The sequence below is a fragment of the Mesotoga sp. UBA5557 genome (assembly GCF_002425715.1).
In the GTDB taxonomy this organism is placed as follows: domain Bacteria; phylum Thermotogota; class Thermotogae; order Petrotogales; family Kosmotogaceae; genus Mesotoga.
Window position 1 is genome coordinate 130499 of sequence record NZ_DIMV01000055.1, and the last position, 21423, is coordinate 151921.

Annotated in this window: 18 protein-coding genes; 8 read left to right on the forward strand and 10 right to left on the reverse strand. The window is 46.0% G+C overall.

From position 1 onward, the window contains the following. Positions 1 to 35: 35 nt before the first annotated feature. From B3157_RS07180 to B3157_RS07195, 4 genes are all read left to right on the forward strand, one after another. A complete protein-coding gene (locus tag B3157_RS07180) occupies positions 36 to 785 on the forward strand; it encodes a DUF2087 domain-containing protein (protein ID WP_292589869.1) in 750 nt (249 codons plus the stop codon). Positions 786 to 941: 156 nt separating this feature from the next. Next, positions 942 to 1412, forward strand: a complete 471-nt coding sequence (locus B3157_RS07185; RefSeq protein WP_103134399.1) for a GNAT family N-acetyltransferase — start codon at positions 942 to 944, stop codon at positions 1410 to 1412. Between the two features lie 92 nt (positions 1413 to 1504). Next, positions 1505 to 2008 (forward strand): flavodoxin family protein, encoded by a 504-nt coding sequence (locus B3157_RS07190; protein ID WP_214079050.1) that lies wholly within the window; start codon positions 1505 to 1507, stop codon positions 2006 to 2008. Positions 2009 to 2250: 242 nt separating this feature from the next. Next, entirely contained in the window at positions 2251 to 2679 is a 429-nt protein-coding gene (locus B3157_RS07195; protein ID WP_214079049.1) for a hypothetical protein, read from the forward strand. On the opposite strand, the gene B3157_RS07200 is transcribed toward B3157_RS07195, so the two are convergent. After that, positions 2676 to 4343, reverse strand: a complete 1668-nt coding sequence (locus B3157_RS07200; protein ID WP_214079048.1) for a sensor domain-containing diguanylate cyclase — start codon at positions 4341 to 4343, stop codon at positions 2676 to 2678. The genes B3157_RS07195 and B3157_RS07200 overlap by 4 nt on opposite strands. Positions 4344 to 4469: 126 nt before the next feature. Between B3157_RS07200 and B3157_RS07205 the strand changes: the two genes are divergently transcribed. After that, positions 4470 to 6308: an LTA synthase family protein gene (locus B3157_RS07205; RefSeq protein ID WP_292589870.1), complete on the forward strand. Its 1839-nt coding sequence runs from the start codon at positions 4470 to 4472 to the stop codon at positions 6306 to 6308. A 180-nt stretch (positions 6309 to 6488) separates the two neighbouring features. On the opposite strand, the gene B3157_RS07210 is transcribed toward B3157_RS07205, so the two are convergent. The 8 genes from B3157_RS07210 to B3157_RS07245 form a co-directional block, all read right to left on the reverse strand. Then, entirely contained in the window at positions 6489 to 7328 is an 840-nt protein-coding gene (locus tag B3157_RS07210; RefSeq protein ID WP_103134404.1) for a carbohydrate ABC transporter permease, read from the reverse strand. A gap of 9 nt (positions 7329 to 7337) precedes the next feature. Beyond that, positions 7338 to 8204: a carbohydrate ABC transporter permease gene (locus B3157_RS07215; RefSeq protein ID WP_103134405.1), complete on the reverse strand. Its 867-nt coding sequence runs from the start codon at positions 8202 to 8204 to the stop codon at positions 7338 to 7340. A 59-nt stretch (positions 8205 to 8263) separates the two neighbouring features. Next, entirely contained in the window at positions 8264 to 9574 is a 1311-nt protein-coding gene (locus B3157_RS07220) for an ABC transporter substrate-binding protein (protein WP_214061563.1), read from the reverse strand. A gap of 171 nt (positions 9575 to 9745) precedes the next feature. Beyond that, entirely contained in the window at positions 9746 to 11128 is a 1383-nt protein-coding gene (locus tag B3157_RS07225) for a PLP-dependent cysteine synthase family protein (RefSeq protein WP_292589871.1), read from the reverse strand. 30 nt (positions 11129 to 11158) lie between these two features. Beyond that, on the reverse strand, positions 11159 to 13459 hold the full coding sequence (locus B3157_RS07230) for a xanthine dehydrogenase family protein molybdopterin-binding subunit (protein WP_292589872.1): 2301 nt from the start codon (positions 13457 to 13459) through the stop codon (positions 11159 to 11161). Beyond that, the gene (ade, locus tag B3157_RS07235) at positions 13452 to 15200 is read right to left on the reverse strand and encodes an adenine deaminase (RefSeq protein ID WP_349680374.1); all 1749 of its coding nucleotides are present in this window, start codon (positions 15198 to 15200) and stop codon (positions 13452 to 13454) included. The genes B3157_RS07230 and ade overlap by 8 nt, the downstream gene beginning before the upstream one ends. Before the next feature lie 63 nt (positions 15201 to 15263). Continuing rightward, complete coding sequence (thrS, locus tag B3157_RS07240; protein WP_292589874.1) at positions 15264 to 17210, reverse strand: threonine--tRNA ligase; 1947 nt, start codon at positions 17208 to 17210, stop codon at positions 15264 to 15266. 13 nt (positions 17211 to 17223) lie between these two features. Further along, positions 17224 to 17601, reverse strand: coding sequence for a RidA family protein (locus tag B3157_RS07245; protein WP_099829693.1), 378 nt, complete (start codon positions 17599 to 17601; stop codon positions 17224 to 17226). A gap of 57 nt (positions 17602 to 17658) precedes the next feature. On the opposite strand from B3157_RS07245, the gene B3157_RS07250 reads away from it, so the two are divergent. Further along, positions 17659 to 18444, forward strand: a complete 786-nt coding sequence (locus B3157_RS07250; protein WP_292589876.1) for an SPL family radical SAM protein — start codon at positions 17659 to 17661, stop codon at positions 18442 to 18444. Here the strand turns inward: B3157_RS07250 and B3157_RS07255 are convergent, their stop codons facing one another. After that, positions 18445 to 18924, reverse strand: a complete 480-nt coding sequence (locus B3157_RS07255; RefSeq protein WP_292589877.1) for a hypothetical protein — start codon at positions 18922 to 18924, stop codon at positions 18445 to 18447. 413 nt (positions 18925 to 19337) lie between these two features. Here B3157_RS07255 and B3157_RS07260 point away from each other — a divergent pair, with 413 nt between their 5' ends. Both B3157_RS07260 and B3157_RS07265 read left to right on the forward strand, forming a co-directional pair. Next, positions 19338 to 20456 (forward strand): ABC transporter substrate-binding protein, encoded by a 1119-nt coding sequence (locus B3157_RS07260; protein WP_103135198.1) that lies wholly within the window; start codon positions 19338 to 19340, stop codon positions 20454 to 20456. Positions 20457 to 20525: 69 nt separating this feature from the next. Continuing rightward, positions 20526 to 21416, forward strand: a complete 891-nt coding sequence (locus B3157_RS07265) for a branched-chain amino acid ABC transporter permease (RefSeq protein WP_103135197.1) — start codon at positions 20526 to 20528, stop codon at positions 21414 to 21416. Positions 21417 to 21423 lie beyond the last annotated feature (7 nt).

A 21423-nucleotide genomic window follows, 5' to 3' on the forward strand; every position in this document is an offset into this window, starting at 1 on the left:
TTTTTCTCTTATACTCTTATTCGGGAGGTGAGATAATGGAATCATCGGAGCTTTTCTGGGATAGCAGCATTGAAGAACTTGAAGCCGGCTACAAACTCCTTAACGATTCATTTGTCTGTCTTGCTTGTGGGAAGACCTTCGAAAAGGGTATTGTCTTCAAAAGCAGTAACGATCTGTTGATGGATGCCGAGAAGGCAGTAAATGAACATATTTCTTCCTGCCACGGGTCGGCCTTTAGTACCCTATTGGAACTCGATCGCAAGTACACAGGCCTATCTGAACAACAACAGACCTTGATGCGGCTATTCTACAAGGGCATGGGTGATAAGGAGATCGCAAGAGAACTAAGCCTTAGTCAGTCAACTGTTAGAAATTATCGCTTTAGGTTGAAGGAAAAGGCAAGGCAGGCAAAAATCTTCCTCGTACTCCATCTTATGATGGAAAGAAGCGTCGGCAAGGAAGACAGAATTGTTGACGTACATAGAAACGCCACCATGATCGATGAACGATATGCTGTGACCGAGGCCGAGCGCAATGAAAGAGTGGCGAGATTCTTCGGTGAAGACCGGAAATTGGCGAGATTTCCAAAGAGAGAAAAGGACAGAGTGATTGTCCTGAGAGAGATTGCTAAAGTCTTCAAGCCAGGTGTGAAGTATACCGAAGAACAGACAAATGAGAATCTGAGAAAGTTCCATGATGACTACGCTCTTCTTAGGAGATATCTGATTGAATACGGTTTGATCGATCGAAGGCCCGACGGGAGTTGTTATTGGTTGGTATTCTAGTCAATATGAACAATATCTTACACGTCTAGGGATAACTGCTCATCACTCCGAATAACGGAAATCCTCATAATAGGACTTTACACACGTTAACAATTGACGATGTTATAATGATTTTGGTTATACAAACGAATAGCTATTTCACACGGAGGTGGTTCTTTGAAGTTGCTAACAAAAACCGACAAAATAACGATCAAACGATTTAAGAATCTAGAGAAAGTTGAGAGTGATGTAGGAATAGGCAGAATCGTCGAATTCCTTCACAAGCACCTGGAAGAGTACGGTGACGATAGACAGGCCATAAGAAGATCCATAGATTACGCTTTCTCTAACGAAGAAGGAAAAGGCGGATTTGTTTTGGCGGCCATGGAGGGCGAAAAGGTTCTCGGTGTTTCGGTTATCAACGATACCGGAATGAAGGGGTACATTCCTGAACACATATTGGTCTATATTGCTGTCGACAAAACGGCAAGAGGTACCGGCATCGGAAAGAAGCTCATCAAACAGATAAAGAGATTATGCAACGGAGATATCGCCTTGCATGTCGAGCAGAATAATCCTGCAAGATTCCTTTATGAGAAGATGGGTTTCAAAACTAAGTACGCGGAAATGAGATTCACCCAAGAGTAGTATTCGAAAGAGAAAGGAAACCACTTGGAAGAAAAGGAAATATGTGAGAGAATAATAACGAGAATAATAGTCGGAGATAGGAGGTAAGATTTATGCCTAATGAAGATGATAAGAAGATTCTCGTTGTCTATTACTCTCACGATGAGAGTACTAAATCGATTGCAGAGTCTATTGCCAACGAAACGAATGCAGATTTGCTAGAGCTAAGACCTATGGAGAAGAAGGGCGGAAGAAAGGTCAGGTATATCTGGGAAGGCAAAAGCGTTAGCATGGATCCCGTGCCTGAGCTTGAACCCTATTCGATCGATCCGAATCAATATGACCTGATATTCCTTGGTTCGCCTGTCTGGGCGATGAGCTACGCACCACCGATGGAGAGCTTTTTAAAAGAAGCAAATCTCTCTGAAAAGAAGATAGCTCTTTTCTGCACTCATGAGGGCCTTATGGGGATAGTTTTTCAGGAGATGATTAGCAAACTGTCGGCCAACAAGATAATTGGAGCTGTTGATTTCTACGATCCAATCGGATCTGGCGTCAATTATGCGGCCAACGCTAGCGTCAACTGGGCTAGGCAGGTGCTGAAGTCAATCAGCTAGATTTGTAAAGAAGTTCTTGTGCAATTTAACTCTTGCCGTTTTTAAGGCAGGAGTTTTTTAAGCCCCAGCCTTTTTCAGACTATGACTTTCATGAGTTCAAAGGGAAAAGGCTAATAACCATAGTGATGCTCTTGCTCAGCTGGTCGTGCTTGACTAACTGTTGTGAACTCTGATAAGACAGACAAATGAGGTATAATCTACGCGTAGAGATCTTTGTCAGGAGTCAGAGGAGATGATTTTTAGTGGAAGATCACAGATGGATCTATCTGATAATTTTCTTGCAGGCAGTTCTCTTAGGTACTGTGCTTTTCTTCGGCGACACTCTGTTTCACTCTTCTGTAGAAAGCTCCTTTGCTCGCGAGGCAAGCATAAGAGAAACCGGCAGTTCTCTTCTTCGTGAATACATGAAGCGATACGAAGATCGTGGGCTTCCTCCGGAGTCGAGACTGACGGGATTCTTAATTGAGAATATGAAGGTCCATGAGGAATCCAACGGTATAGCCATACTAACCGCATCGATTTCCATTAAGCCTCTCGATATCGACAGCTGCAAGTGGAATTCGTTGGGTTCTCGCGAGGGAAACTGGATAAAGGACATAAGGATTTCTGTCTACCTTGAAGAGGGTCCCGATGGCAACTTTTCGATCGTGAGAACAGTCCCTTCTATTTAGCTCTGACTCTCTCTGAAAACGCGTAAGCGGTCCTTACCCTTACTTTTGGCTTCATACAATGCGGAATCGGCGCGGTGTATCATACGGTCAATATCATCCCCATCACCCAGAAAGCTGGTAATTCCAATGCTGACGGTTATTTCTGCCCTTTCTTCAATGGTTCTCTTCTTCAAGTGGTCAAGTATTCTCTCCGCCATAGATTCCGCTCCCTCCAGAGTTACTTCCGGCAAGACAATCAAGAACTCATCGCCTCCCCATCTAATAACCTGATCGGTACTCCTGATAATCATTCTAACCGACTCTACCAACCAGGAGAGAACCGAGTCACCATAAACGTGACCGAAAGAGTCGTTTATCCCTTTGAAATCGTCAATGTCGAGCATCATTAGCGACAAGGGTACAGAGTGTCTGATTGATTTTTCAATCTCTACAGAAGTGAACTTCTCCAGACCATTCCTGCTGAGTGCTCCCGTCAGAGGATCATTGTAAGTGAGTCTTGTGATCTCTCCTCTGTTCCTTATTCCATTGATGGCTTCGGCGGCATGAGCGGCCAAAATCTCTGCAAGCTCTACGTCTTCACTATCAAAAGCGTCAAGCTCGGTAGAAATCGTCTGAAACACACCGAAGTTGCCTATTGGAATGCTCAAAGCAGAGCGATAATCACTGCTTTTTGGTTTTGCCTCGATGCTTATTGAGATATCCGGGAAGACAAGTGTCTTGCCTTCCCTCAGAGTTCTTCCGGCAATTCCCTCGTGCTTGTTGTAGCAATCATCCCCTTTATCGGGAACGGAATTTGTAACTCTCTTTACTACCAGAAAATCCCCCTCCACAATATCGAGACTATATACATCGAACTCCAGTATCTTCTGCGAAGCTTCCACGATGAGGTCGTACACCCTTTCCTCACTATCGGCTTTTGAAAGCTTCAGAGCTATTTCGTGAAGCTTCTTGATCTTGTTCCTGCTTTTCTTAAGCTCAAGCTTAGCTCTTTCGCTATCTGTTATGTCGACCGAGTACTTTGCCCGGCCCGTATGCGAACCATCCCACTGAAAGTCGACAATGAGGCTCCTGAAATATCTCTTGGTCTCTTCTGATCCAACAGACTCAATGAAGGGCTTCCCTTCAGACGAAACCGATAAGGCGGAAATGTCAAAACCCGCTTCCTTCGCTCTCTTGTTGAAGAATACAGAGTCAAAGTTGCTGTCGTAAAAGCAAAGGGCAACGGGAGAATTCTCCAAGATTCTGACCAGGTTAGCGAATAGGCGTTCCCGGTTCTTGTATCTTGCCAAGTAGTGCTCGAGCTCCTCGAACACTACCGAAACGAGACTTTCATCGCTCCTTTCCGCATGACCCAGATAATACCTGCCCTTGTCAAGAACCTCTGAGCGAAACGCGAAGTCAACTTCCCTCCTAGGATGCGCGCTGAGGATGATAGAGGAAAGATCCTCCACACCAAGAACTGAGGATAATCTGTCAATGTCTTCTCCTGCCCGCGAAATCTCATTAAAAAGCGGACTAGATTCATCTAGACCACAGATTTTCTCAAGAATTGTCCTGCCATCATATAACCCGAAGACAAGTTCGAGTTCTCTATTCTCCTTCACTGAAGAATAGGGGCTTTCCGAGTCAAATCCATCTGCGAAGAAATGTAATTCGTCACACATCTATAATCATCCTCCTGCTTTTTGGATTATGCAACTCTGTGCCATCATATCGACGCATTGAACGTTTCGGCGTAAATTAGTATAATTCTACTGCCCGCAAAAATCTGAGTTTAGGATGCGATTCGCATGAAAAGGATTCACCAATGGACTACCAAAACAATTGCCGTTTTGGTCGTCCTGATCCTAATAAAATCGTTGATATTTTACGGTTATACTGCAGAGCTTGCAAGAGCATCGATATTGCTTGGAACACTAGCATGGATGTCGTTCTTGATGCTGCTTTTCTGGATTGTATTCAGGGGAAAGTTCTTCCTACTCTACTGCATAATCTCGTGTATACTATTCGTAGATTTCATATACTTCCAGTATTTCGGATTTCTACCTTCAGTTAAGGAGCTCATTCATGTAGGCCATGTTGGAGCCGTAAGAGAAAGCATTATGTATGTCCTTAATCCTATTAGCTTTATCTTCATTGTCGACTTGATTCCAATAGGACTGTATCTAAGGAAGAAGACTTTGAGAGCCTCGGAAGGAACAGTAAGAAAACCGGGGTATCCAGATACTCTTGTGACGATAATTCTGCTCATTAGTCTGCTCATCCCTTTCTCGTCAGAGTCTTTGCAGCCTTATTTTGTCTTCAACAGATATGGGGTGTTTGCCTATCACATGTTCGACCTGGTAAGAGCGATTCCAGGAGTTGATAGAGGAATAGAAGTTGATGAAAGGGTCTCTTACGAAGGCTATATCAACAAGATGGCCGATAAGGGAAAATACTTCTCCGTTGCAAAGGATAGGAACGTCATCATGATCCAACTAGAGTCATTTCAGGACTTCTTGGTAGGTTTTGAGTACAATGGGCAGGAAGTAACTCCTAATATAAATAAGATTGTCTCACGTGATTCGATTTACTTCGAGGAGATCTATCAGCAAATAGGTGCTGGCAATACATCTGACTGCGAGTTTGTTGTGCTCAACTCAATGCACGCTCTTGGGGAGGTTTCCGTTTATCAGACAAGAGAAAGCAACAGCTTCTATGCTTTGCCTTCACTAATGAAATCAAAAGGGTATCATACAGTTGCATTTCATGGAAACAACGGATGGTTCTGGAACAGAGAGAATATCTACCCTTCATTAGGGTTTTCGGATTTCGTAAGCCTTGAAGACATGGAAAGCGACGAGATCATCGGATTTGGGCTTAGTGATTCCTCTCTTTTCAGACAAACTCTGGAGCATCTAGGGCTTCTTGAGGAACCGTTCTTTGCCTTCATAGTAACGCTTACAAGCCACAATCCATACGATATGCCAGAAGAACTGAGGGGACTGAATTTGCTGCCCGAACATGAAGGCACGCTTTTTGGTAACTATATTCAGTCCGTTCATTACGCGGATGAAGCGCTCGGTCATTTCGTTGATGGGCTGAAAGAATCAGGTCTCTACGAGGATTCCGTGATCGTCCTTTACGGTGATCATGCGGGTCTATACCCGTTCAACAAGGAAAACAAGGACATACTTACCGAACTCTTGAAAACAGAATACGATTTCACACAGGCTATGAACATACCTCTGATCTTTCACATACCCGGTTCCGAAATCCAGGTAAATAGCTCTACCGTAGGAGGACAGATTGATCTGTTCCCGACACTTCTCAATCTTATGGGAATAGTGGAACGAAATGGGATTCTGTTTGGAAGGGATCTACTAAACATCTCGTTTGGGTTCGCCGCTCTCACCCATTACGTCCCCGAGGGATCATTCATAGACGATAATAGGGTCTTCATAATGTCAAGCGATGGAATACTTAAGAACAGCAAAGCAATTGACAGGAAGAGCGGTATAGAGATAGTTCCTTTCAGTTGCCTGGACGGATATAAAGATTCCATACAGCAGATAGCTGCGTCGAAGTATTTCATACTCAACGACTCGATATCGAATCTGACTGGCGCAAAAAGCGCCAAAGAAGACTAGACCCTGAAAGCGGAAGAACCAAGAGAGGTCTCGCTTTGTCGCTTTGCATTAAGCACTGTTTTGCTCTGCTGCAGAAGATGTCAAGAGATCTATCGTTTCTCTATTCTCCCTGAAGAAGTTGATATAACACGGAACTTTATCTGTTTTTTCTTGCTTATCTTATGCGCGCTCCTGGTCGACTTATTCCTTTATGCCTGTGCCGACGAGGCTTTTCACAAAGAGGTTCTGCAGCAAGAAGAAGACCAGTAATGTGGGAATCACTGCAACCATCGTACCGGCCATAATAATACCCCAATTGTTCGCAGATTCGGCATCAATTAGCATCTTGACTCCGATCTGGACTGTCTTCATTTTGTCTTCCATTGTGACTATCAACGGCCAGAGATAGATATTCCATGAATAAACGAAGTTTATGATCGCGGAGCCTGCGATAACCGATTTTGAAAGAGGCAAGAGTATTTTGAGGAAGTATTTGATCGGTCCGGCACCATCGATCCTTGCAGCGTCCTCCAGAGAAAGGGGAATCGTCATGAACTGCTGTCTCATCAGAAAAGTGTTTGTTGCGCTGGCCATAAACGGAATAGTAAGGGCCCAATATGTATTCACCCATCCAAATCTGTTCATAAGCGAGAAGAGAGGAACTATCATTATCGTCTCTGCCGGCAGAAAGAGCGTTGCAAACAGAAAACCGAAGGCCAGTCCTCTTCCGGTGAACCTAAAGTTTGAAAAGGCGTATCCCGCAAGCGTTCCCGTTACGAGCTTGCCAAGAGTAATCGCTGTTGACACGATTGCGCTGTTCAGAAGAAGGCGTGCAAAAGGAACTGTCTTGAAAGCATCGAAGTAGTTCTTGATATAAAACGCAGTCGGGAAAAACTTCGGAGGAAAGGAAAAGACACTTTGAGGCGGCTGAAGGCTCATTGTAATAGCCAAGATCACCGGCATGATGAAAATGAAAGAGACCGAAATCAGCACGACTTCAATAATCACTGTATTCAGTAGTTTCCTAGTAGACTTCTTCATAGCCGCACCTCATTGGTAGTGAACTCGCCTTTCTGCAACGGCAAAGTAGATGATAGTAACAACTACCATAATCATGAACATTATTACGCTCTGAGCCGAGGCAGGTCCTCTTTTCTGGAAAGTGAAGGCATCCAGATATAGCCTATAAATCATGTTTGTCGTGTACCCTGCAGGACCTCCTCTTGTCATCACGTCTACTATTGCAAATGAGGAAAACATCGTACTAACAATATTCATAATTACCAGATAGAAAGTTATCGGAGAAACCATGGGGAAGATGATTCTCCAGGTTTTTTTCATCACCCCGGCCCCATCAAGAGTTGCAGCTTCGAGAAGGTCTCCCGAGACGTTTTGAATACTCGCGATATAGAATATCATATTGAAAGGCAGTATCTTCCAGACAGTGGCGAAGAGCAAGGCATAGAATGCATACGGTTTCGAAGTCAACCATTCGACCTGAACTCCGAAAAGCTTCATGAACGCATAGTTGACATGACCAACAACCGGGTTGAGAAGGAAGGTCCACAGTGTGCCGGCAATCGCCGGAGAAACAGCATAAGGCGCAAAGAGAAAGGTTCTGTAAAGCTTCGTCCCCGGGACGTTTTGAGTAAGGAGCATAGCAATTATGAAGCCGAGGAATACAGATAGTGTTACAGAAAGCCCAACATAGACCACCGTTAGTTTCACTGAGGAGAGATACTGCTCATTGTTGAAAAGGTTTATGTAATTCTGAATTCCCACAAATGTCGTTTTGTTGCCAAAGGTGGAGACTCTGTAGAGACTCATCCTGAATGCTTCTACTGCAGGATAATAAATGAATAAAACAATAACTAGAAAGGTAGGTACCAGCAGAAGGTATGGTAACCACTTTCGCATTCTACACCTCCAGCATTAAGCGGAGCGGGCAGTCAGCCCGCTCCAACTAAAGAAAAGTATCAGTAGTTAGCTTCGTTATAATCGCGAATTGCCTTTGTTGCACCGTCCTCGGCATATTTTAGCGCCTGTGCAGGTGTCATTTCCCCTGCAATCATCTTCTCGATGGCAGTGGTCACAACCGTCCTGATCTCAGGAAAAGCGCCAGTTATTGCACCGTTTGTATTGTAGCTTTGCACAGAAAGCAGCAGCTGCAGTAACGCCGTTAGGTGATCGGGATAATCACCATAGTAACCACTTGCAACAAGCTTTTCAACCGAGTCTTTCCTGACTGGGAAGTAGCCGGTCGCCTTGTGCCACTCAATCTGCTGCTCTGTTCCGGCCATGAATTTTATGAATTCCCATGCTGCCCTTGTTTCTGCTTCAGGATGGCCATCAATCAACCACAGACTTCCTCCGCCGATAATCGCTCCTCCGGCCTTTGAGTCTGCCGGTCTAGGCAAGAAAACACTGCCAAGTTCAAATCCGTTTGCCTCTGCAGATTCCATCATAAGAGCTACATCTGAAGTTGAAGTCATGAGCATTGCGGCTTTCTGAGAAATGAACAGGTTTCTTGCTGCGGTCCAATCCTCAAATTTCGTGTTAATCATGGTGCCTTCTTGGGACATGGCATTCCACCATTCAAAAATCGCAAGACCCTCTGGCGTGTTAAACACAGCTGCAGTAGGTCTCCCCGTTCTACCATTGTTCTGATTGATAAGCGGAGCATCTTGAGCTGCCATAAGCTGTTCAAAGAACCAGGAATTCAAAGATACAGTAAAGCCTGCCTGCTCAACATTCCCCGAGGCATCCTTCACAGTGAGCTTTCGCGCCACATCGATGAAGCTCTCGAAAGTCGTTGGTGGATCGTTGGGATTCAAGCCTGCTTTCTCAAAAAGCGTTTTGTTATAAAATACGATGGCATTAGAAGAGTTGAAGGGCATAGAATAAAGCTTGCCGTTCACTCTGTAATAGTTCAGCACCTGAGGCATGAACTTCCCGATGTCAAAGGACGGATCGGCCTCCATCATCTCTTCGATTGGAATTGCGACCTCTCCATCAATCATCATCTGAGTACCAATTTCGAAGACCTGAACGACATGAGGAGCCGTTCCTGCCTGAACCCCGGCGATCATCTTGTTCAGAGTGTCTCTGTAGCTTCCAGTGTACTGCACTTCAACCTTGATGTCAGGGTGCAATTCCATAAATGCATCTGCCTGAGACTGCAGAAAGTCAATTCTCCAGCCACCCATTGCATGCCAGAACTGGATTGTTGTTGCAGAAAGTGCGAGTGAGAAGATCAGCACAATTGACAGAAGAAGAAGCTTTCTCAAAAGAACCACCTCCAGAATTGAGTTAGGAACTTAAGCCAAAGCAACTGCTCAGACCAACAAAGAGAAAACCGCGCAGCTTTGACAGGGGCGGTTTTCTCTTTGTCAGTACCACCATGTTTTCATTGTACTACAAAGCTTACAAAAAACAAAACATAGAATTACGCTTCCAGACTATCTGGTTTTTTCGCGGTAGTCTAGGAGGAGCCTGTCGATCTCACCAATCTTTCCACTTTCAGCCTTCCAGAAATCTTGAGACATTGTGCTGTTGAGTTCGTCAACTGTCTTCCCCTGTTGTTCAACCCAGGTATAATACTTCAAATTGTGCCATCTCATGCGGTTCTCCATTGTCCCTTCGAATATCCAGTCCGTCTTTGCTCCAAGGGCAAACGATTCGAACCTGTGCTTTGCTTCATCCCTGGTGAGGCTACCGTAAGTCTTCGTCATGTTCGCCATCACAGAATGATAACGATCCATGTTGTCTGTAGCAATGGTCACGATGTTATCTTTGTCGGTCATTTTGTAGTGCTTCGCCATCTTTATCGCACCGACAACATTCGCAACTCCCGAGATACCAAATATATCTGCCATTGTCTCTACATCTTCTTCCTTCAAAAACTCCTTCAAGAAGCTCTTGCCCTCGCCATCGGTCATAACCTGGAGCAATTTCTTGCATTCGATGTCGTCAAGCGCGACAACGGCATCGTTGTTCATCACATTGTGAATCCAGGTCACGTGTTTGTCTCCGATTCCCTGAATGTCGTGGCCGCCATAGCCATTGAGCGAAAGAGTCGGACACTGCACAGGCTCACCGGCAACGATTTTGACCTCAGGATACACTTCTTTTATCCTGTCTCCACAAGCTATTGTTCCGGCAGAACCGACGGTTGCAACGACCGCGGAGACCCTGCCGTTGCCGAGCCTGAGCTCGTCCATCATCTCCAGAATCGTGTTTCCTGTCACATAATAATGAAATCTGTAATTTCCGAGCTCTTCAAACTGATTGAGAACACGAACTTTTTCTGGATTGGCTGCCTTCAATTCTTTTGCTTTGTCGTAAATCTCCTTCACGTTCGACTCACAACCGGGGGTTGCTATAACTCTCGCACCATACTCTCTAATTATGTCGAATCTCTCAGAGGACATCTCTTCCGGCAGAATTACCACGGAATCGAATTTCATTCTGCAACCTACCCAAGCCCCGCCAATTCCATAGTTCCCCGTGGACGGCCAGACAAGGGTGTGATAAGTTGGATCTACCTCTTTTCGCAGAACCTTCTCCATCAAGATTGAATATGTAGCCCCCACCTTGTGGCTGCCCGTCGGGAAATCCTTTCCGTACAGGACAACAATATTTGCATCGACTCCTGTAAATTCTTTTGGAAGTACGAAGTAGTAGATCCTGTTTTCAATGTCTCTCCATGAGATGTTAAACAGGTTGATCGGATCCAGAGGATCTTCCTTTCTCATCTTCCAGGCGATCTCTCTCGTTTTTCTGTCGATCTTATCTGGATGCAGCATTTCTTCGAACGTTGGACCAAGCACAAACTTAGCCATTATAAGCCTCCTTGTTAACTAACTACTGTATTATGAAGAAAAATCACTTTCAGTTAGTCGAAGCACGTACTCAGGAGTAACCGGTACCTGCCTTACTCGCCTTCCTATAGCCATAGAAACAGCGTTAGCAACTGCTGCAGGAACAGGCATAAGTGAGGGCTCGCCTATCCCCTTGGCTCCATATGGCCCTTCTGGGAAGGGGTCTTCAACGACATCAATGACCAACTCATGAGGGATTTCGTGGACCGTTGGAATAATGTAAGTGTTGAAATTATCTGAAACGATCCTTCCATCTCTCTGCTTCAAATCCTCGTAAATCGCGTACCCCATCCCCTGAGCAAAACCACCTTGTATCTGACCAATAACTCCTTCGGGATTTACGGACTTTCCCACGTCATGAGCTGTGAAAGCCTTCAAAACTTTGATTGAGCCCGTTGCTAAATCGACTTCAACCTGTACAACCTGACTCGCATAAGAGTAGGTAACGTATGCCTCGCCTATCCCGTTTTCCATGTCAAAACTCAATTTTGGAGTCTCATACCAACCTGTCTCAAACAACTTGACATTTCTCTTGTAGGCCTCTTCGACTATTTCATCGAATCGCATTCTCTTTCCATCTTCATCATAAACAGAGCCGCCTCCAAACTTCACACCGGCGAGACTGCCACCCGTTATTTCGCAGAATACGCCAACCAATTTCTCTCGCAATGCAATACATGCGCTTCTTACCGCGTTCCCTGAATAGATAGTAGTCCTGGAGGCCACTGTCGGTCCACTGTCAGGGACAAAGGCCGTGTCCGGCTGATGGACAAGGATTTTTTCTATACTCTGACCCAGCTCTTCGGCAGCCATTATCGCAATTACTGTTTTTGCGCCCTGTCCCATTTCCGTTCCACCGATTCTTACTTCTACAGATCCGTCTCTATTAATCAGAACGTGCGCACCCGACTTGTCAAGAGCCTGTCCACCGGCGCCAAGACTTACTCCATAGAAGATGTGAGAAACTCCCACACCCCTCTTAAAATCATCGTTTTCCTTGTTGAACCGCTCTGTCTCTGCCACAAGTCTCTGCCAGTTCGAAGCCTTCTTGACTCTCGATAGAGTCTCCGGTGCTCCGACACTGTTAAGCAGAAGATGATCTGTAGAAGTTCTCGATCCTCTCTTTAGCGTGTTGATTTCTCGGAACTCCATGGGATCGAACCCCATCTGAAAAGCTATATCATCAAGCATACTTTCAACTGCAAAGAGAACCTGCGGCGATCCAAAACCCCTGAAAGCTCCGGGTGGAACCTTGTTGGTGTAGACGGCGCAAACATCGACGTCCACATTATCAATTTCGTAAGCTCCGGCCGCATGCACAAGCGTCCTAAACATGACGATTGGTGTGAGCGTGGCATAAGCTCCCATATCCATATAAGCCTTAATCTGCATCGCCTTGATTTTCTTTCCTTCAAGCGCAACTTTATAATAAGACTTAACTGGATGGCGCTTAGAAGTGGTCTGAATATCGATCTCTCTTGAATAAATGAGCTTCGCAGGTCTTTTTAAATTGTATGCTGCTACGGCCGCATAAGAAGCAACGTAAGACGGAACGTCTTCCTTACCTCCAAACGCTCCGCCCGTCTCGGTCTGAATTACTCTGACCCTGCTCATCGGGACACCGAGAACGTGTGACACTGCCCCCTGCACATAGTAAGGGCACTGCATCGATCCGTATACAGTGAATCCGTAGTCGATATCCGGAACCACAATTACTCCCTGAGGCTCCATATAAGCCTGCTCTTGATAATGGGCATAGAATTCCCCTTCAAAAACGAGTTCTGAGTTCTCGATATATTTCGAGGCATTGCCCTTTCTTATCCTCTTCGACACACCAACGTTCGTATCCTCATGGACCAGAATCTCATTCTTCAAAGCGTCTTCTATTGTCAAAACCGGCTCCAATTCCTGAATCTCAACTTTGACCAGATCCGCGGCTTCTTCGGCAATTCTCTTGCTTTGTGCGGCAACCACAGCTATAACATCACCGTAGAACCTGACCTTTTCCCCTTCCCTGACCAAACATGGCATATCCCTCACCACATCGCCTAGCTGATTCTCACCGGGAATATCCTTCCAGGTGAAGACACCTTCCACACCGGGGAGCCTTATGGCAGCTGAAACGTCAATCGACTTCAGAACTCCGTGCGCCTTCCTCGCGATCACGAGAGCACAACAGACCTGTCTGTCAAAAGAAACGTCGGCAGCGAATTTAGCCCGGCCATCGACCTTCTCCAGGGCATCTACCCTCTTGATTCTTCTGCCAACAACTCTCTCTTGTGAATCAGACATCTTCATCCTCCTCAACGAAAAGCGGTACGAAATCGTTCTTCTCTACATCGACGAGACCGAGATTCGTTAGCTTCAACTTGGGAATAACTGAAAGCTGAACAAAAGAGAGCGTCATGAAAAGGTCAGGAAGAATGCTTCCCATTGATCTTGTCGCTTCCTTCAACTCCACCAGTCTCTCAGCCACTTCCCTGCTTGTCAGATCCGACATCAGTCCAGCGATCTTCAGAGGCAGTTCAGATATTATCTTTCCATCTACTACTGCAACAAGACCTCCACCCATGTCAATCACTCTATTGGCGGCAAAAACCATGTCTGAATCACTAACCCCCAAGACTCCCAGATTGTGAGAATCATGACCGACAGATGTTGCCACTGCCCCCTTCTTCAACCCAGATCCCTTCGCAAATGCTACCGACATGGATTTCCCTTCACAATATCTGCAAATAGCGGCGAGCTTCAAAACGTCTCGAGAAGTATCGCTGACTGCGTTTCCTCCCTCTAACTTCGCCTCAACGATGGAGCCTCCTGTAAGAACCTCGCTCCCAAGAAGCTCTATCACCCTAATGAATTTACTTCTGGCTCGGACAGCCAGGTCGCTCTCATTGATTCTCTGGCACTTGAATGTATTCGTTTTTTCCTGCGGAAAGCTTCTGGATATCACGTCAGCAACCAATTTTCCATCTCTTGCAACCACCCTGGAGTCTTTGAAAACCATTCTGGGGTTGAAGGACTTGAGGTCATCGACCACTACTAGGTCCGCCTTGTATCCGGGCGCGATGGCACCCATCGATCTAAGATTGTAATGTCTAGCCGTATTGATGGTCGCCGCCCTTATTGCGATTATCGGATCTATCCCGTGTTTTATGGCCTTTCTAATATTGTGATCGATATGACCTTCTCTGATGATGTCGTCGGGGTGCTTGTCATCGGTACAGAAAGAGACGAACGGATAGGTCTTGTCATTTATTAGTGGAAGAAGCGGAACGAGGTTTCTCTCAACACTGCCCTCTCTCATGAGAATCTGCATTCCTCTTGAAAGCTTCTCACGCGCCTCCTCAACATATGTGCATTCATGCTCCGATCGCACAAAGGCGCAAATGTAAGCATTGAGCGGTTTGCCAAGAACTCCAGGGATATGTCCATCTATCTTCTTGTATTTGTGACGGATCAATTCGATTTTCGCTATTGAATCACGATCACCGTTTATGATATCGGGGAAATTCATCACCTCTCCCAGCCCGAGAACTCTGTTTTGAAACTTCTCCACAAAGCCTATCATATCCATTACACTGATCGTTGCGCCGGAGGTCTCCATTGTTGAAGCAGGGACGGCCGAAGGAATCATGATATACAGATTGACAGGAACACCTTCCGTAGATCTTATCATGTACTCTATACCGGTAAGCCCCATTACGTTTGCAATCTCGTGAGGGTCTGCTATTGCGGTCGTGGTTCCTCGTGCAAGAATCGTCTTGGAGAATTCGACGGGCGATACCATAGATGATTCTATGTGAAGATGCGCATCAATAAGGCCGGGCACTACGAATGAGCCTTCAAGATCTATAACTTCAACACCTTCTTCGTAATCGCCAATTCCGGCTATTCTCTTCCTGAAGAGAGCAAGATTCGCTTCTTCAACCTCGCCACTGAACACATTGACCACTTTGCAGTTCTTCAGCAGAACGTCGGCCGGCTTGTCACCCCGCGCTACCGGAATAATATCAATGATATTCGTGCCAATCGCCTCCTTTCGAGGAGTTCTCGGATAGGAAAACAAGACCCCCGCATTGCAGGGGTCTCTCTATCATTCAAAAACACTCGTGGCCCTTCTACTTTTGATCTCTTCAGAGAGCTTCTCGATAAACTTGTCGAGTTCAATGGATCCAAGATCTTTTTCACTACGCAGTCTTACCGATACCGTTCCGCGCTCTCTTTCTCTATCACCGACTATCAACATATAGGGCACTTTTTGCATCTGAGCATCCCGTATCTTGTAGTTTGTAGATTTCTGCCTGTCATCAACCTCGACTCTGAACCCCTTGTTCTTCAGTTCAGAAGCGACTGACTCGGCGTATTCGATGTGTCTGTCGGCTATGGGGATGACTGCAACCTGGGTCGGAGCAAACCACGTTGGGAAGGCTCCTGCGAAGTGCTCGATAAGTATTCCCATGAATCTCTCAACTGAGCCGTAGATGGCTCTGTGAATCATAACTGGCTGGTATTCCTCGTTGTCGGAGCCCACATACTTGATTCCGAAGCGCTCGGGCATCATGAAATCGAGCTGAATAGTGGCGCACTGCCATTCCCTTCCTAAAGAATCCTTTATATGGTAATCGATCTTAGGACCGTAAAACGCCCCATCACCTTCATTGACCTTGAACTCCATATTCTTTGCCTTCAGAGAATCTTCAAGTGCCTTTGTAGCAATATCCCAGAGCTCCACTTCGCCCATGTAATCTTCAGGCCTCGTCGAGAGCTCCGCCCTGTACTCGAAATTGAAAGGCGAGTATATCTTCTCTACGAAGTCGATCACGCCCATGATCTCCTGCTGTATCTGTTCTCTGGTACAGAATATGTGAGCGTCATCCTGAACGAAGCCTCTTACCCTGAATAGCCCATGCAGGACACCCGAACGTTCGTATCTGTGGACCTTCCCAAACTCGAAGAGCTTCATCGGAAGATCCCTGTAGCTCACAGACGAGGACTTGTAGACTATGATATGACCGGGACAATTCATTGGCTTTACCGCAAACTGCTGGTCCTCTTTCTCCGTGAAGTACATGTTGTCCCTGTAATGATCCCAGTGCCCTGATGTTCTCCACAGGGCATCCGACATGACCTGTGGCGTACTCACTTCCCTGTAACCGTCCTCTATGTGCTTCTCTCTGGAGAACTGAAGGAGTTGATTCAACACTTCCGTACCTTTCGGAAGGAAAACCGGCATCCCAGGAGCGTATTCGTAATTGATTGTAAACAGACCTAGAGCAGGACCAAGCTTTCTATGGTCCCTCTTCTTCGCTTCTTCTATCATCTTTAGATAAGCTTCGAGATCGCTCTTCTTGGCGAAGGCAGTACCATAAACCCTCTGAAGCATCTTGTTGTTCTCATCGCCTCTCCAGTAGGCCCCGGATACAGATGTGAGCTTGAAATACTTAACCTTGCCCGTCGAAGAAACGTGAGGTCCCCTGCAAAGATCGACAAATTCTCCCTGCTTGTAGAATGTGACGCTATCAGTACCAGTATCCTTTACAAGATCCTCTATCAGCTCTACCTTGTAAGGCTGGCCCTCCTTTTTCATCAGAACTATTGCATCGCTCACAGGCAGCTCGAACCTCTCCACCGTGAGATCTTCCTTGATTATCTTCTCCATCTCGGATTCGATCTTCGGCAAATCCTCTTCAGTTATTCTAATATCTCCCAGATCTATGTCGTAGTAAAATCCATTCTCAATTGTAGGCCCTATGGCCAGCTTGACTTGATCCTTGCCATAGATCCTCATGACAGCCTGTGCCAAAATATGAGACATCGTGTGCCTAAAGAAGACAGCCGATTCAGGATCTTTGTCGAGAATCAGTCTCACAGAAGCATCCCGTTCAATTGGCCTGTCCGCATCCCAGAACTCATCATTGACAACAGCACCGAAGGTTCGTCTGGCAAGGCCCTCGGAAATGTCACTTGCCAGTTCTGATGGTGTTACGCTTTGCCCGTACTCCTTGATTGTGCCATCGGGCAGCTTTATAGAAATACCCATGATATCCTCCTGATTACGGTATTATCGCCACGGCTTCCATTTCTACCAGCGCATTCTTGGGCAAGTTAGAGACTTCAACGACAGCTCTCGCGGGCTTGTGTTCCTTGAAATACGTCATGTAGATTTCGTTTAGTATCGAGAATTTCCCCATATCTCTAACATAGATGTTCACTTTCACGATATTGTCCAGACTCGACCCGCCGGCGGCGATAACCGCGAATAAATTCTCCAGTGACTGTCTGCATGCTCCTTCGAAATCCGTCACCAGTTCACCGGTCAACGGGTTGAGGGGGATCTGTCCAGAAACAAAGAGGAAACCGCCCGCCGCTATCGCCTGAGAATATGGTCCAACCGCTGCCGGCGCCTTGTCAGTACTGATAACCCTCAACACAGTAACACCTCCTATTTTGGTTAATTATATCATTACAGAATAGATGAAGTGACGCATATGCACTTTCAAAAACGCATTCGTGAAGAGAAACACTGTAGAATCTATCTGTATATGATTAAAGAGATAAGAGCAAGCAAAGCCCTTACAAAATCAGGCATCCCTTTGACGGATTTCACGGTCAATCCTTATGTTGGATGCACAATCGGCTGCAAGTACTGTTTTGCAAGGTTTATCGGCCCTTTCAAGTACAGCCGCGGCAGATGGGGCAGAGACGTTCAGGTTCGTAAGAATATTGTCTCTCTTCTGAGGAAAGAGATCACTCACCATCCCAAGCGCGCCGTGTTTCTCAGTACGGCCTGTGATCCATATCAGCATATAGAAGAAAAATACGGCATCACCCGTGAAATTCTGAGAATACTCATCTCTCACCGAATTCCTGTGTTCTTGATGTCAAAATCCGCTTTGATTAGAAGGGATATTGACCTGCTGAAAGCCTCCGAAGGAGAAGCAAGGGTTTTGATAACGGTCACTACGGACATAAACGATGTCAGAAAGATCCTTGAACCCGGTTCATCTTCCTTTGAAGAAAGGCTAGCGACAATCGACATGCTTATTGCCAACGACATCAATGTTGGCGTCTTCGTTGGTCCGGTTCTCCCGATGAACGCAGCAAGGGTTGCCTTCGAGCTTTCAAGAAGGGTCGAAGAAGTACACATAGATCCGATGAACTACATTTTTCAAGTCAGAGACATTTACAGAAAATACGGCTGGCAGAGATGGCTCACTGGCGATGCGTTTGAAAATGTTAAAGAAGAATTCTCCAGATTACTCAAGATCAATTAGCTAGAAAACAAATCCACCCACAATGTAAGGACAGAATTCGGAATTTTCGAGTGACGGCGTGAAATCGAGATTCAAACCGCCCTCAAGAAAAAGACCGGAATCGGAAACGCCTAAGCCGACCGTAACTCCGGCTGGAAGATCCCAGCCTTCGATTTTTGCTCCAAGTACGTCAATCACTCCCCTTACCTGAACCCCCAAACCGGCTTTTATGTATAGAACGGTAATGGGAAGCTTCAGATTAAGACCAACATAACTCAAGAACGGATCCGAGAATTCAATCCTTCTTTCTGAAGGCCATACTTGAGCGACAGGAATATCCAGAGAGATTGGCCCGATACTGCCGAGAAGCGAAAGCCTGGCACAGCTAAGGCTGTTTTGATCAGATTGAATAACATCCACACTCATCCCCAGATCGATCTCCACAGCTATCATAGTGGAAACTAAGACCAAAGAAAGAATCATCAGAAAGAACACCCTCACAGACAACACCCCCAGAAAGAGCCCCTACACAAAATATGCTCTAAAAACTATTATAAACCAATCGCTAGCAAGAAAGCGGATTACCAGCAGCAACTCATGATCCTTTCATGAAAGGTTGTGCGTCAGCGCGAAAGAACCGCGTTGTAAGGCAAGCGTTCATCTGATCTGCTCCTGATATTGAACTGAAACCATTTCAGAAAACAACCTCCGACTGCAATCAGTCCAACTATAGCTTGATAATCAAGCCTATTTTGAATTATTCGATCGTGATCGGCTCTGAAGACATTAAAACCATTCAAGAAAATAATGATACACTGTGCATGATGTATAATGCATCGCGTTCATTTCGTGTTAATCTTTCTTCCCAAAGAACGGGGCTTGCTATAGAAGGCCCCAAATATGGAGGTGTTTGGATGAAGTTAAGCAAGGTACTCGTAGTCGCGATTGTCTTGTTAATCGGGGTTGCGGCATTCGGAGCAACAATCAAGGTCGCATTGGTTGCGCCGTTTACCGGTCTCGGTTCGATTTTGGGCGACTACATCAAGATGGGTGCTCAGTTAGCACTGGAAGAGATCAACGCTGCCGGTGGAATTAATGGAGATATGCTTGAAATGATTGTATACGACGATGCTGCCAATCCTAGCACGGCTTCCAGTGTTATTAGAAGGGCATTATTTCAGGACAACGTAGTGGCAGTTTTTGGACCTAACATGAGCAGTGCGGTTATTGGAGTTCACCCGTTGGCTCAGCAGGCCAAGGTTCCGATGCTAGTCGGTGCTACTTCTCCTTCGTTCAGGTACTCAGTTATTCCCAATGATTTTCTTTTCAGACTCAGAGCTGACGACAAAGTAAAGGTTATTCAGCTTGTGAAATACGCGGTTGAGGTTCTTGGGATTGAAAAACCCGGAATCGTCTACGGATCTACTGATTACTGTCTTGCAGGGCTTGACGTTGCAAAAGAAGAGTTTCCCAAGTACGGAATAGAGATTGTGGCAATGGAACAGATCAAGGAAGGAGACAAGGATGCGACTGGTCAGCTGTTGAAGCTCAAAAACGCAGGCTTCGACGGTTTGATTGGACTTACTCACGAATCCGAGGCCGCCGTTACTGTCAACCAGCTAAGGCAGTTGCAGATTGATGTGCCGATTATCGGTTTCTCTGCATGGGGCGTTCCGGCATTTACAGATCTCGCTCCAGAAGCCGCAATTGGCGTCTATTCTGTTCAGGGTTTTAACCCGATCGATCCAGATCCCGCGGTCCAGGCTTTTGTTGAAGCTTACAAAGCAAGATGGGACGGAAAGGAACCGAGCGATCCCGGTCAGGCGTATTACGATGGAATGTATCTTCTAGCGGATGCCCTGAGAAATGTTGGAACCGACGGCACTAAGCTCGCACAGTACCTGGCCAATGAAGCAAATATCGTTGGTGTTCAGGGAGAACTGAAGTGCGATGAACACCATAACTTCACCAACGTCTGTCTAATCTCCCAGTTTGATGGAAAGGACTGGCAGATTATCAACAAGCTGTACTGAGCCTCTTTGCGGGAGGGGGCGTGCTCAGCCTGCCTCCCGCTTCACTTATCAAGACAAGGAGTGTGAATAATGCTTCAAGACATTCTCCAAATCATTGTTTCAGGGGCTTCAATCGGTGCTACGTATGGACTTGTAGGGCTCGGAGTTGTTTTCCTGTGGCTGACGATCTCAAGAATAAACTTCGCTAACATTTCATCAGCTATGTTAGCGGCGTATCTGTTCTATACTTTCTATACACTGGCGAATTTGGGGTTCTTCCTCTCTTTCGTCTTTTCTGTGGCGATAATTGCCTTGTATGGTCTTGGACTCAGGACGTTCATATATGAGCCGATAAGGAAGAGAGGTGGAGGTAGGCTTGAATTTGTCGTTGCAACATTGATGCTGTGTACCTTCTGGCTCAATCTGATAATCGTCACTTATGGGGCTTTGCCCAAGCCATTTCCACCGGTATTTGGGGGAAGCCAAGACTTCATTTCTTTAGGCGGAATAAGAATTCCCACTCTCTATCTCAATATCTATTTGGTAATCGGAATCCTTATGGTATTCATTTACTTCTTACTGAACAAGACGCTCATAGGAAAATCATTCCGGGCTGCCGCACAGAATAGGGAAGCCGCGGCTCTTATGGGAATAGATGTGAAAGTAACGACCTCTCTTTCTTTTATACTGGCCACGTGTGTGGTGGGAATTGCAGGTATACTTCTTGCCCCGATATACTTCGTGTCATTAGAACTTGGTGGTGGGTCAATTGGTGTCAAAGGGTTCGCATCTGCCGTTCTCGGCGGATTGACCAATCCGTACGGGACGATACTGGGCGGAATATCTCTTGGATTGCTGGAGAACTTCTCCACCCTCTACATCTCTTCTACATACAGAGACATCATATCCTTCTCGGTTCTTGTCGCCGTTCTAATACTCAAGCCTTCCGGAATATTCAACTGGAAGAGCAAGAAGATATAGGGGGTGC